The 12,430-nt window shown below is 38.0% G+C and carries 14 protein-coding genes; all 14 read left to right on the top strand.

Translation table 11 applies throughout. The features are described 5' to 3' along the window. Positions 1 to 45: 45 nt before the first annotated feature. On the top strand, positions 46 to 411 hold the full coding sequence (locus tag FHT21_RS11520; protein ID WP_167294809.1) for a hypothetical protein: 366 nt from the start codon (positions 46 to 48) through the stop codon (positions 409 to 411). Between the two features lie 847 nt (positions 412 to 1,258). Beyond that, on the top strand, positions 1,259 to 2,104 hold the full coding sequence (locus FHT21_RS11515; protein ID WP_167294808.1) for a LytTR family DNA-binding domain-containing protein: 846 nt from the start codon (positions 1,259 to 1,261) through the stop codon (positions 2,102 to 2,104). Next, positions 2,101 to 3,045, top strand: a complete 945-nt coding sequence (locus FHT21_RS11510) for a hypothetical protein (RefSeq protein ID WP_167294807.1) — start codon at positions 2,101 to 2,103, stop codon at positions 3,043 to 3,045. The genes FHT21_RS11515 and FHT21_RS11510 overlap by 4 nt, the downstream gene beginning before the upstream one ends. A 2-nt stretch (positions 3,046 to 3,047) precedes the next feature. Next, the gene (locus tag FHT21_RS11505; protein ID WP_167294806.1) at positions 3,048 to 3,536 is read left to right on the top strand and encodes a hypothetical protein; all 489 of its coding nucleotides are present in this window, start codon (positions 3,048 to 3,050) and stop codon (positions 3,534 to 3,536) included. Beyond that, a complete protein-coding gene (locus FHT21_RS11500; RefSeq protein ID WP_167294805.1) occupies positions 3,533 to 4,150 on the top strand; it encodes a hypothetical protein in 618 nt (205 codons plus the stop codon). Before FHT21_RS11505 ends, FHT21_RS11500 begins: the two co-directional genes overlap by 4 nt. After that, positions 4,147 to 5,130 (top strand): hypothetical protein, encoded by a 984-nt coding sequence (locus FHT21_RS11495; RefSeq protein WP_167294804.1) that lies wholly within the window; start codon positions 4,147 to 4,149, stop codon positions 5,128 to 5,130. The genes FHT21_RS11500 and FHT21_RS11495 overlap by 4 nt, the downstream gene beginning before the upstream one ends. Continuing rightward, positions 5,130 to 6,143 carry a hypothetical protein gene (locus FHT21_RS11490; protein ID WP_167294803.1) on the top strand — a complete coding sequence of 338 codons (1,014 nt, stop codon included), beginning with the start codon at positions 5,130 to 5,132 and terminating at the stop codon, positions 6,141 to 6,143. Before FHT21_RS11495 ends, FHT21_RS11490 begins: the two co-directional genes overlap by 1 nt. Positions 6,144 to 6,282: 139 nt before the next feature. Continuing rightward, the gene (locus FHT21_RS11485; RefSeq protein ID WP_167294802.1) at positions 6,283 to 6,426 is read left to right on the top strand and encodes a hypothetical protein; all 144 of its coding nucleotides are present in this window, start codon (positions 6,283 to 6,285) and stop codon (positions 6,424 to 6,426) included. Next, on the top strand, positions 6,426 to 7,343 hold the full coding sequence (locus FHT21_RS11480; protein ID WP_167294801.1) for a hypothetical protein: 918 nt from the start codon (positions 6,426 to 6,428) through the stop codon (positions 7,341 to 7,343). The genes FHT21_RS11485 and FHT21_RS11480 overlap by 1 nt, the downstream gene beginning before the upstream one ends. After that, positions 7,340 to 8,329 carry a hypothetical protein gene (locus FHT21_RS11475; RefSeq protein WP_167294800.1) on the top strand — a complete coding sequence of 330 codons (990 nt, stop codon included), beginning with the start codon at positions 7,340 to 7,342 and terminating at the stop codon, positions 8,327 to 8,329. The genes FHT21_RS11480 and FHT21_RS11475 overlap by 4 nt, the downstream gene beginning before the upstream one ends. 18 nt (positions 8,330 to 8,347) lie before the next feature. Beyond that, the gene (locus FHT21_RS11470; RefSeq protein ID WP_167294799.1) at positions 8,348 to 9,457 is read left to right on the top strand and encodes a pyocin knob domain-containing protein; all 1,110 of its coding nucleotides are present in this window, start codon (positions 8,348 to 8,350) and stop codon (positions 9,455 to 9,457) included. Between the two features lie 40 nt (positions 9,458 to 9,497). Beyond that, complete coding sequence (locus FHT21_RS11465; RefSeq protein ID WP_167294798.1) at positions 9,498 to 10,370, top strand: hypothetical protein; 873 nt, start codon at positions 9,498 to 9,500, stop codon at positions 10,368 to 10,370. Beyond that, on the top strand, positions 10,367 to 11,194 hold the full coding sequence (locus FHT21_RS11460) for a hypothetical protein (protein WP_167294797.1): 828 nt from the start codon (positions 10,367 to 10,369) through the stop codon (positions 11,192 to 11,194). Before FHT21_RS11465 ends, FHT21_RS11460 begins: the two co-directional genes overlap by 4 nt. Positions 11,195 to 11,233: 39 nt before the next feature. Next, on the top strand, positions 11,234 to 12,430 hold the full coding sequence (locus FHT21_RS11455) for a hypothetical protein (RefSeq protein ID WP_167294796.1): 1,197 nt from the start codon (positions 11,234 to 11,236) through the stop codon (positions 12,428 to 12,430).

Raw genomic sequence — 12,430 nt, 5'->3', positions numbered from 1 at the left:
AAAAATATCTTTAAGCTTGGATTGTAATTTATAATATAAAATGTTATGATGAAAAAAAAAGATAAAGTAATTTTATATTCTGTTTTTATTGTACCTGTAATCTTATTATTTGGGTTTGGGTTGTGGACTTTTATTTTTGGTGAGGGGGTAGAAGAAACTATTAGAAAGGCAGATTTTGAAGAAAATTTTAGAGGCACTGTCGATTCATTGTTTGTTGACAGACAGGATCACGGTACAAAAAAAGCGGTACTGACCAATAAATATGTATTTCCTATGCCTGCTATATGGGAGCGTTATATTGAATGTGGAGACTCTCTTTTGAAAACAAAAAATTCATATAAAATTTATATTTATTCGCATAATAAACAAAAAATAGTTTTAGACTATAGAAACACTTATAAAAAGAAATGAAGTCACTCATTAGCCCCATTTGGTCTTAGCGTCTCGCTACGACTAAAATGTAAACTTACATAACAAGGCCTAGCAGTTTAAAAATTGTTGGGCTTTGTTATTTCTTTAGGATTTCGAGTTTGATTAGCCTTACTTTGATTGCCTCGTAGGTATATGAATGGAGTTTAAAGAGCTAGGTAATTTTAATAGATATTTTAATTTATTCAGCCATTTTTAGAACTGTTTTAAAGGAGGGAGAACTACCGGCAATAATGCCGTCAGTTAGGAAGCTACCCGCATCTGCCTGTAGTCTTGCGCTATAGGGTTTAGCGTAAGGAGACTACGGACCAATATTTGATAATAGATATTTTAATTTATTCAGTTCTGTTTTACAAACTGCTTTTAAAAAGCGAAGAATTGCTGGAAATGATACAATTCAGATAGGGGACTATGTGCTGCGTAATATCAAATGAGCAGTAGTGAATAATACATTTTAAGCAGCTTGTTCTAATTTGTTAGATTAGTTTTGTAGTTTAATACTTGCTTTTTAAAGCATTTGTGTTGATTTACTTTTTAAAGCCAACTAAAATTTTAATTGTATTTACTTAAATAACTATAAGTAACGCATGATTTGTTTTTTTGTTTGCTGTTTTTTTGCAATTTATATTTTTTTGAGGATATTAGACATGGTTAAATGGCAAAAAAATGTACTCGTCTATTGTTAATGCTTCTCTCAAAATATCCTGCTTTACAGGTATTATCCCATCTAAGATTCATAAACAAACCAGTCGGTTTCTGCTATAATCAATAATAAATTTCAGTGCCTGGTAAGGGACATAGCAATATTACATTTTAGACTTAATGCATTATGATCAGCTGTTACGTAATCGGTGAACTGCATACCGTAGAATCTTTATGTATGTACTTGAACGACTACCCACTTACCCAATTAAAGGGATACGCAGTACAGCGGCCCGAAAGCTTTGATGCCGTATATTCCATCAGGCCGGATATTGTTTTTGTGGATGTTGCATTTTTAAGTAGCAGTAATGGCTGGCTGGAGCGTATCAAACAGTTTTCTTCAATTGTTTTGGTATCAGAAAATACCGACATGGCTTTCGAAGCTTTTGAGCATGCTGCCTTCGATTATCTGATCAGGCCGGTTACCTTTAACCGTTTTGTAAAAAGCATCAATAAGTTCGATCACCTTACACAATTGGTTCATTCCGTACACGGGCCTAAGAAGCAACATGTAGTAGATTCTTTTTTTATCAAAGCAGATTCCAAAGGTCTAAAAGAATTCCTGATCAAATGTGATCAACTGATCTACATACAGGCCATGCAGAATTATGTTGTCCTTCATATGGAAAACGACCAACGTTTTTCTTGCCATAATTCCATGAAAGAAATGGAAGACAGTTTACCCGCCAGCTGTTTTAGTCGGATACATAAATCTTACATTATCAATGATGAAAAAATTACCGCTATAGAGGGGAATACTGTAATGCTTAGCGGCGATGAAACGAATAAACTCCTGATCGGTAGCACATACCGGAAAGCTTTTTTTGAAAAAAAAGCGCAAAAAATGATCAAAAAAAAAGTTGGTGTTCAAATCTTTTCTTATTCCAGATTAGCTGTGGCTTTAATTACCTTTGGAGAAATCCTGATAAAAGTGCAGGCGCTGGGCGAATTTAACATACCGTTTTACATATGAAAAAAAATATAAATCTTTTAATGGGAAGTATTTTGCTATTGCTGGCAGGCTGTAGTGAATTTATTGAGCCTTCTATAGAAAACAGAAAGATAGACATACTGGCTCCTGCAAATAGATTGGAAACCAATAGCTATCAACAAACTTTTTGGTGGAACCCAATGGCCGATGCACTGTTTTACAGATTGCAGGTCGTTTCGCCAAAATTTGACAGTGTAAGTAAATTGGTTTTGGATACCCTGATCAGGACTGAAAAATTTGTATACACCATGGACCCAGGCAAATACGAATGGCGTGTGCGGGGCGAAAATGGTAGCAGTGCAAGCAGTTACAGTACCCGTTCGCTCCAAATATTTCCTTCCAGTCTTAAAGATCAGAGTATACAGCTTACGGTTCCGGCAAGTGGGCTTTATTCGTCTAAACCAGACGTCAGGTACGAATGGCTTAAGCTTTTTGGTGCTACAGTGTATAGGTTACAGGTAGATAACAATAATTTTCTCGACGAAAATAACATGACGCTTAATGTTACTACAGATAATCTTGGCTTTTTACAAACACTTACTAAGGAAGGAACCTATCAATTCCGTGTAAGGGCAGAAAACAGCACAGAAAATTCGAAATGGAGTACTGTAAGAAGTTTTACCTACGATGCTACTGGGCCTGAACGAGTGCTGCTCAATACCCCGTTAAATAAGCAAACTGTATCACGGCCGGTAAGGTTAACCTGGAATAGGCTTGCTGACGCAGAACGCTATGAGATATCGGTATATCAAAGTGATGAACAAACGCCCTATAGCAAGAGTTATCCACAGATGGTGACTTCTACAGAACACGTATTCGATGCCGGTAATGTTGGAGAAACCATTGCCTGGAGGGTAAGGGCTTTTGATAAAGCAGGAAACGCCGGTGCCTATAGTGAGATTAGAACTTTTACCATACAATAAGGATGAAAAGTAAAAAAACGACCTATATACTAATTTGCTGTGTTGCAGGTGTATGGGGCATCATTTTTTATAGGGTTTTTGCCGGATTAGCTGCAGAAGATAATATACCGGTTAATTCGAAGACAATTAAAGAACCTTATTTTAATATGACTGATCATGCAAATGATCAGGTTACATTAGAAATGGGCTACACAGATCCTTTTGCATTGGCCAATTCAGCACCAGAACCCATTGTTAAATCAGCTGTCCCTGTGTTACCTTCAATGCCTGTGCCAATAAAACCACAGGTAAACTGGACTGGAATTATTTACAGCGGACAGATCTATAATCGTACAGAAAAAAAACATGTAGCCATTATTAGTGTGAATGGTAAGGAAGTAATGCTTAGTGAAGGTGAACGTGCAAATGGCTTAAAATTTATAAAAAGGGTTGGCGACTCAATAAAAGTCGAATACCAGAATGCAACAAAATTTTTATCAATAAAACAATGAAATTAGTTTACATCACCATGCTCCTGCTGTGCTTGCAGTTTTTTAAGGCCGATGCACAAAGCATAAAATCTTATTTTAATGTAGATAATTATACCCATACGGTTAATTACGACCATTACAAAGCTGTTTTTTATGTGCAAAGGCCAGAAATAGGAACAGGTAACATCAAATCAGACCGGAAATATGCCTGGTTTAGCGGCAACCAAATCCGTTATACCCAGGGTGGTTATAGTGGTAAACTGCTTGACGGGGTTTACAATGAATTTTACGATACCAAAGGACTTAAAACCCAGGGTGTTTTCGATATGGGGCTGAAGGTTGGAAAATGGAAAAGCTGGGGAGAAGATGGCGTTTTAGATTCGATTGTAAATTATGCTAACGGAAAAGCCAATGGCAGATTTGAGAAATACGATAATGAAGGTATACTGTCGGAAAGGGGAGTCTATCGCAATGGACAATTAAATGGGAAATTAGAAAAACGTGTGAGTGCCGATAGTATCCGGGTAATTCGATATAAGAAAGGTAAGGTTATAGCTTACCAACCCAGCAAAGCAGTAAAAATTACGCATTGGTTAAAATCCATTTTTAAAAAAGATAAGAAAATAAAACAATGAAAAAAATCATCTTAATTAGCCTCTCTTTACTTACAGGTAAGTTGTTGTTTGCCCAAAATACTTTTCCAACTTCAGGAAATGTAGGTATTGGTACCTTAAGCCCAACTGCAAAAATTAGTTTTAATAACGTAAATGATGGAGCCGATACCCCTGATGGAATTACCTGGTATAATGGTTCACCTTTAAATTATGGTATTTACCGCACACCAGGTGCCTGGCTCGCACCCGCATACCAACAAATGAGACTTCAATGGGATACCGGAATTATTTTAGATCCTGGAACTGGCTATGAAAAGAGTTATGTTGATATTATGGGCGGAGGGTTGCGGATAACTTCAGGTAATGTGGGTATAGGAATGACTACTCCAACTCAAAAATTATCTGTTGCAGGAAATATCTTATCGAGTGTCGGTTCGAACGAAGGTGGAGCGTTGTGGCTCGAAAACTCTTTTAAAACCGACAATAATCTGGCCCAACGTTGGGCAATATACAATATGACAGGGGGCTATGGTAATTCCCTGCAGTTTTGGAGTTATAACCATGATAACACCATAATGGGGCCGAGGTTAGTCATAGGCGATAATGGAAATGTGCTAATCGGTAAAACAGGCCAAAGCAATACCAGCTATATCCTCGATGTAAATGGCAAAGCCCGGGCCAACGAAATTGTAGTGAATACCAGCGGTGCCGATTTTGTATTTGATCCTGGCTACAACCTTCCTGATTTAACTGAATTAGAGCAATTTGTAAAAGCCAACAAACATCTTCCCGAAATCCCTACGGCCCAACAAATGGTTGAGAACGGTGTAAACCTTGGAGAACTGAATATTAAATTGTTGCAAAAGGTTGAAGAGCTCACCTTACACCTCATCGAAAAAGAAAAACAGCTTCGAAATCAAGAAAATAAAGTCATTCAGTTGGAAAGTAAACTCGCTCAACAGGAAAAAACTATACAGGAAATTTTAAAGAAAATAAAATAATGAAAAACACCATCAAATTAACAGCCCTCGCTTTATTCAGCATTAGCTCATTAATGGTAAATGCGCAAACAAGAGATAATGCCGGTTTGCAAGGCGATGCCGGTGCCGTATCCGGCTTTTTTGAAACTGTTAATCCTGTTAACTATCCGGCAGGAGCAGGTGGCTGGTGGCATTTATTAGATATTCGGCATAGTAATCCGGCTAATAATTATGCTATGCAGTTTGCAGGTAGTTTTTTTAACCAGGAATTATATTTCCGGAAAACGAATAATAACGCTGGTCAGCCCTGGTCGAAAGTTCTTTTAGAAACAAATGGTAATGTTGGCATAGGGACTTCATCACCATCTACAAGGTTGGAAGTAATGCCACCAGCAATTAATGAAAGTTCTGCGGGAGTTTTTCATCTACGTGGCGATCAAGCCTGGGGGAACGTATTAACATTAGCAACAGATGCCGCAAATGGCAATGATGATGCAAAGTTATTGTTCAGCTATAGGAATAAATCAAAGCAGTGGTCTATTGGAGGCAATAATGGAACAACAAGCTTTGGAATATGGGAAGATGGAGGCGATGGTATTTACGGTAGTGGTTTTGGTAACCAGAGATTTATCGTAGCGGCAGGAGGAAATGTTGGTATAGGAATTTCGACTCCACAAGAAAAACTTTCTGTAAACGGCAATATCCGCGCCCGCGAAATCAAAGTTGAAGCCACCAACTGGCCCGATTATGTTTTTGAGGAAGGTTATAAGATTGGAACTTTGCAAGAGTTAGAAAGTTATATCAAAACAAACAAACACCTTCCTGATATGCCATCTGCCCAAGAGATTGATAATCAAGGTTTACAATTGGGTGAAATGGTAAAAATGCAGCAGAAAAAGATAGAAGAGCTTACCTTACACCTCATCGAAAAAGAAAAACAGCTTCTAAATCAAGAAAATAAAGTGATTCAGTTGGAAAGCAAACTCACTCAGCAGGAAAAAACCATTCAGGAAATTTTAAAGAAAATAAAATAATGAAAATACCATCAAATTAACTGCCCTCGTTTTATTCACCTATAAGATCGGCTTCCATAGGCGTAAGTATTAATCCCGGTAGCAGTCCATATTTTGGTAAGAAAACGGCGTAAACCTCGGTGAGCTGAATATTAAACTGTTGCAAAAAGTTGAAGAACTCACTTTACACCTCATCGAAAAAGAAAAACAGCTTCGAAATCAAGAAAATAAAGTCATTCAGTTAGAAAGTAAACTCGCTCAACAGGAAAAAACTATACAGGAAATTTTAAAGAAAATAAAATAATGAAAAACACCATCAAATTAACAGCCCTCGCTTTATTCAGCATTAGCTCATTAATGGTAAATGCGCAAACAAGAGATAATGCCGGTTTGCAAGGCGATGCCGGTGCCGTATCCGGCTTTTTTGAAACTGTTAATCCGGTAAACTATCCCGTAGGAGCCAGTAGCTGGTGGCACTTGTTAGATGTTCGCCACAGCAACAATAACAATAACTACGCGATGCAATTTGCAGGTGGTTTTTTTGATCAGGAGCTTTATTTCAGGAAGACGAACGGCAGTCCTAGCCAGCAATGGTCACGGGTTTTAATGGAAACTAATGGATCAGCATATTTAGGAACTGGTGCCCCGGTAAATCATGATGGGTGGGAAAAATTTTTTGGGGTTAAAGCTAATGCGCATGCTAAAGTAACAGTCGAAACCAATAATGTGATCAGCGGCATTTGGTCTCATAATTTAGGTTATTATGGCGCACCAGCAGGGGGAATAACAGGCACTTATAGCAATCATCCTTTTTCGATTATAACTGGAGCAGCTACCAGATTAACCATTTCAAATAATGGTAATGTTGGTATTGGTACAACGAGCCCTGCAGAAAAGTTAGCTGTAAACGGTAACATCCGTGCTAAAGAAATCAAAGTAGAAGCTACCAACTGGCCCGATTATGTTTTTGAAAAAAAATATCAGATCGCTTCACTTGGAGAACTGGAAAAGTATATTAAAACCAACAAACATCTTCCTGAAATGCCTAGTGCTACTGAAGTCGAAAGCAATGGAGTAGAACTGGGCGATTTAGTAAAAAAACTCCTTAAAAATCAAGAAGAACTTACGCTTCATTTAATTGCACAACAAAAAACAATTAAAGCACTAGAGGAAAAAATAATCAGTCAGCAAAGCCTAAAAACCAAATCTAAAAGAAGATGAAAAATTATCGCTTAATCTTAATCCTAATGGTGTTTTTTTTAAACGGCGTTCAGGCTATCGAAAAAATAAATAAAAATTCAGTTCGCCATTTGGTAGCTGATGGTTATGAAACCAACGTCACCTTTCCTGCAGGTTTTTCCGTTGGCGATTATATCGAGTTTGTGGGGGTGCAGCCAATTTCAGCTGGCGCTTCAGGTTTTTATGAAATCTCAATAACCTACACCAGGGGAAACATTGCTGCAGCTGCTACCCACATTGCAGCTATTTCTCACGTCAATCCCAATGCCTGGAGAGAAACCGGATGTTCAAACAGGAACAAATATGTAGATCAGCAACAAAATTTTACCGTTGATTGTAATCCACAATATGGCAGTCCCAAGTTCAGGATTCGGGCAATAAATACTTTTGGAGTGCCAGAGGTTCCGCTTATAGTGTATATCAAGATAAGATCGATCAACTTTAATGACTCTTTTACGCCATTAAGTGCAACGGGCAATGATTTAACCGTGAACAAGTTTTTACCGATGACAAACGAATGGGAACTTTATGTCGGACCTTTAACGGATCCAGAAAAAGGAGCATCAATTGCGATAAAAGCATTGGCCAATGGAAATGTGGGCATAGGCACTACCAACCCACAAGATAAGCTTACCGTGGCAGGAAATATTGGTGCCCGCGAAATTAAGGTTTCTGCCACTGCAGGTGCCGATTTTGTATTTGAACCCACTTATAAACTTACTGATTTAACTGAATTAGAGCAATTTGTAAAAACCAACAAACATCTGCCCGAAATCCCTACCGCCAAACAAATGATCGAAAACGGCGTAAACCTTGGGGAATTGAATATTAAGTTGCTGCAAAAGGTTGAAGAGCTTACTTTACACCTCATTGAAAAAGAAAAACAACTTGCTGAACAGAGAACAATGAATAAAAGCTATGAAGAACGCTTGCTAAAGCTAGAAAGGAAAAGCAACAAAAGCAGATAACTTATAGAAACTAAGAAAATGATGAAAAAGAAAATATTTTTAGTGATTGCCGCCCTTGGATTGTCTGAAGGGGTAATTGCGCAGGAGCCATTAACAACAGCCAATGGTGTTAAAACGAATGCCAATCAATACACAGGTGATTTAAATATCAATCAAAACTGGGGAGGAACGGGCATGCCGGGGATGTATATATTTAACGCCCAAACCCAAACGAATGCCCCTACATCTTCTGATTGGTATCATATTATTGAAATGCAGCATGATCATGACAATAACTGGATAGGGCAAATCGGACTCGGTTATTTTACTGATGGCTTATACTATCGTCAGCAATATCAAAGCACTTGGGGTAACTGGCATACGGTAGCATCACAAGATTGGGTACAAGCACAATTGAATAATCTTTCAAAAGTTCGTGTTTTAAGTTCTGGAGCAAATCTTAATGATGGCAATAATTATAACACTAATAGTAATCTTATTGTTGAGGCCCAAACGGGAGGGCGATTTGAAGATAAAGGTTCCTCACTCGAGTTTGTAATCCCTGCTAACACTGCAGGTGATAATCCTTGGGGGCAGGGAAGGATTATCACAGTTGCAGGGAACGGCGGTAATGGTAATGCTACCGGTAAAATGATTTTGGGAACACGTAGAATGTTTGATAAGTACGGGAATGGTCAACAGTGGTTTTATGGCGATGATATTGTGATTGATGGAGTTGGGAATGTTGGGATGGGGACGTTAAGCCCTAGAGAGAAACTCTCGGTAAATGGCAACATCCGCGCCCGCGAAATCAAAGTAGAAGCGACCAACTGGCCTGATTATGTTTTTGAGGAAGGTTACAAGGTTGGAACGTTAGAAGAGTTGGAAGGTTATATCAAGGCTAATAAACACTTGCCTGGAATGCCTAGTGCCAGAGAAGTAGAAGCGAATGGGATTGCGGTGAGTGAAATGTTGAAACTACAGCAGCAGAAAATTGAAGAACTTACCCTTCATTTAATTGAAAAAGACAAAGCTATCGAAAAAGGAGCATCTTTAGCCAAAGATCAACAAGTTCAGATTGAATTCCTACAAAAAAACTTTCTTGAATTAAAGCAGCAGCTGCAACTCTTAATGAAAGAAAAAAAATAAAGGTTGGAAAACTTATTATTCTTGAGGAAAATTAGGTAAAATGAAAAAAATATACTTTTTATTGATTGTTTTTAGTGTGGCTCTTGGTGTGCATGCACAACAGATCAATCTTGGTAATACCGGTAATAATTTTGGTTGGTTCCGTTTAGGAACATTAACATTACCTCAGCAGGGAGCAGATGTTTCTATTCAGATTACTTCCGGAGGCGGCTACAATGCATCATTAAATCAAAATGGTGAATGCCATATCCATTTTAGAACCAGCAATGCTGTTTCGGAAGCAAATGGTTTTTTTGCTGCTGGTAGTTTTTATAATACAGGCAGAACTAAAATTCTTGCAGCAATCCGTGTGATTCAGATAGACGAATCTACCTGGGAATTTTATGCAATAATGCCAAGCTTTACAGGGCAGGCAGCTGTATTATCGCTTAGTACAATTGCTGGTACCTGGCAGCCATCACTTGCTAAATTAGATCCGCCATCTAATCTGGCTGCTTTAGATCTAACAGAAGAACTTTTAGTTTCGAGTAATTCTTTTTATATGGGCAATGTGGGTATTGGAACTATCACTCCCCGGGAAAAACTATCTGTAAACGGTAATATTAGAGCTAAAGAAATCAAGGTGGAAGCGACTAACTGGCCCGATTATGTTTTTGAGGAAGGTTACAAGGTTGGAACATTGGAAGCGTTGGAAAGTTATATCAAAATCAACAAACACCTTCCTGATATGCCAGGCGCTAAAGAAATTGAGGATAAAGGAATAGCACTTGGTGAAATTGTGAAAATGCAACAAAAGAAGATAGAGGAACTTACTTTATTCCTCATCGAACATGAGCACAGAATGAAAGAGCAGGCAAAAATTTTAGTAAGACAAAAAAAAGAAATATCTAAACTTAAAAAAAGAATCAAATGAGGCATTTATACATATTAATTACGTTTTTTTTTAGTAGTGTGATAAGCTTATCTGCTCAACAGTTCAGTTTACCTGCTGATGGTAAATGGTATCTGGTAGCTAAAGTAGGTGGTATGCATAGCGAATTTGAATATGTCTATAAACATGCTACCGCACATACACCCTCTTTAGTTTCAGGGAGGATTCAGTTTATCAATGCACAGAACTTTTCTATTCAAGAACACCATAGTATGGGTTATGGAAATTGGCTGCAACCACAGTTTGCATTGTTAAATTTTGGAGGAGAGAGCCAAATATGGGTAAAGGCAGCAATTGGAGCTGATGTAGGCGTTTTTAAAGTCAGTAATTTTTTGACGGGATCTTTAGAACTGGGTTCGATAAGTGATGATAACTTAAACGATAACGGAGGTATCGTTACTATTTATAATACCATCAGAGACAATAGTCATACCTACGTCGGCAACCTGAACGTGATTGATGGAAACGTAGGTATAGGTACAGACCTTCCTTCTGAAAAACTCTCCGTAAATGGCAAAATCCGTGCTAAAGAAATTAAAGTAGAAGCTACTAACTGGCCCGATTATGTTTTTGAAGATGGTTATAAGGTTGAAACATTAAAAGGGTTGGAAAGTTATATCAAAACCAACAAACATCTGCCAGAAATGCCTACAGCAAAAGAGGTGGAAACAAATGGGATTGCAGTGAGTGAAATGCTGAAGCTCCAACAGAAAAAAATAGAAGAATTAACGCTGCATCTCATTGAGTTAGGTAAAAAAGTAGAGGCTCAGGATGCTTATATCAAACAGCTAAAAAACAAAAAATAAAAATACTGCTCTTTTAAAACTTTAATCCAAACCAAACAAATGAAATTTTTCTTACTCTCTCTATTGCTGTGTTCAGCAAGCATCGTCATGGCTCAGCCACAGGTTGTAACCACAGGAAACAATGTGATAAATGCCTCCAACCCCTATGCGGCCGATGTGGTGATCGGCAGTGATGCTGCTGGAGGAACAAGGCACGACAGTAGCATCATGTGGTGGTCTAATTTGAGTGCCTCTCGCATTAGTAACACGGGGAATTCTTTTAATTTTTCTGTATGGGCTACTCCTCAAACGCCAAATGCTTCAATCTCATCAGAAATAGGAGGAACAAGTTATATGATGGGGAACTTTGGGATCGGAACAAATACACCTGCAGAGTTGCTCGAAATTAGAGCAAACCAACCAGTTATTACCTTTCATCAACCGAATATTTCATCCTTTAAAATGGGAACGAGCAATGGGGTATTTAAGTTATTGGCGATGGATAATGGTTTTGGAGGGCATACAGGGAATTTTTCTGACACAAATAATCCTTATGTTTTTAGTTTCCTGCAAAATGGTAATGTTGGAATAGGAACAAGTGAAGCAAACGAAAAACTTGTTGTAAACGGTAATTTAAAGCTTATCCTAGATCAAGGAACTTTCCCCTCAAAAAATGTAGTAAATATAGTTTCTCTGGGATATTCTGGCATCACAGGGGCAAAGAACTGGGCGTTAAGGAGTGTTTACCAGTATGGTAACGGAGTTGGTAATAATGCCGATGGAGGCGATCTGGATGTGATCAAATCGTTGAATGGCAGTACGATATTGGCTACCAAAACCGATGGAACAGCTTTGGGGAATGTAGGTATTGGTACAACCAACCCAACAGATATGCTCACTGTAGCTGGTAAAATTGGTGCGCGGGAAATTAAAGTTTCTACTAATGCAGGGGCGGATTTTGTATTCGAATCTGATTACAAACTCACCGATTTAAATGAACTGGAAAAATTTGTAAAAACCAATAAACACCTGCCCGAAATTCCAACTGCTAAACAAATGGTCGATAACGGCGTAAATCTGGGAGAATTGAATATTAAACTGTTGCAAAAGGTTGAAGAACTCACCCTGCACCTAATAGAGAAAGATAAAAATATTACACAGCTAACAGAACAGTTAAAATCGCAAGCAGAAATGCTTAAGGCTTTTGCGAAACAGTTAAAAACGATTGAGGAATCTAAAAACACTCTTAAAGATTAA

It is taken from the genome of Pedobacter sp. SG908 (genome assembly GCF_011759615.1).
Lineage (GTDB): Bacteria > Bacteroidota > Bacteroidia > Sphingobacteriales > Sphingobacteriaceae > Pedobacter > Pedobacter riviphilus.
This window is presented reverse-complemented; position numbering and strand designations above follow the sequence as displayed.

Coding starts and splice junctions, on each gene's coding strand:
- FHT21_RS11520 (WP_167294809.1), top strand. CDS start 46: ATGATGAAAAAAAAAGATAAAGTAATTTTATATTCTGTTTTTATTGTA.
- FHT21_RS11515 (WP_167294808.1), top strand. CDS start 1,259: ATGATCAGCTGTTACGTAATCGGTGAACTGCATACCGTAGAATCTTTA.
- FHT21_RS11510 (WP_167294807.1), top strand. CDS start 2,101: ATGAAAAAAAATATAAATCTTTTAATGGGAAGTATTTTGCTATTGCTG.
- FHT21_RS11505 (WP_167294806.1), top strand. CDS start 3,048: ATGAAAAGTAAAAAAACGACCTATATACTAATTTGCTGTGTTGCAGGT.
- FHT21_RS11500 (WP_167294805.1), top strand. CDS start 3,533: ATGAAATTAGTTTACATCACCATGCTCCTGCTGTGCTTGCAGTTTTTT.
- FHT21_RS11495 (WP_167294804.1), top strand. CDS start 4,147: ATGAAAAAAATCATCTTAATTAGCCTCTCTTTACTTACAGGTAAGTTG.
- FHT21_RS11490 (WP_167294803.1), top strand. CDS start 5,130: ATGAAAAACACCATCAAATTAACAGCCCTCGCTTTATTCAGCATTAGC.
- FHT21_RS11480 (WP_167294801.1), top strand. CDS start 6,426: ATGAAAAACACCATCAAATTAACAGCCCTCGCTTTATTCAGCATTAGC.
- FHT21_RS11475 (WP_167294800.1), top strand. CDS start 7,340: ATGAAAAATTATCGCTTAATCTTAATCCTAATGGTGTTTTTTTTAAAC.
- FHT21_RS11470 (WP_167294799.1), top strand. CDS start 8,348: ATGATGAAAAAGAAAATATTTTTAGTGATTGCCGCCCTTGGATTGTCT.
- FHT21_RS11465 (WP_167294798.1), top strand. CDS start 9,498: ATGAAAAAAATATACTTTTTATTGATTGTTTTTAGTGTGGCTCTTGGT.
- FHT21_RS11460 (WP_167294797.1), top strand. CDS start 10,367: ATGAGGCATTTATACATATTAATTACGTTTTTTTTTAGTAGTGTGATA.
- FHT21_RS11455 (WP_167294796.1), top strand. CDS start 11,234: ATGAAATTTTTCTTACTCTCTCTATTGCTGTGTTCAGCAAGCATCGTC.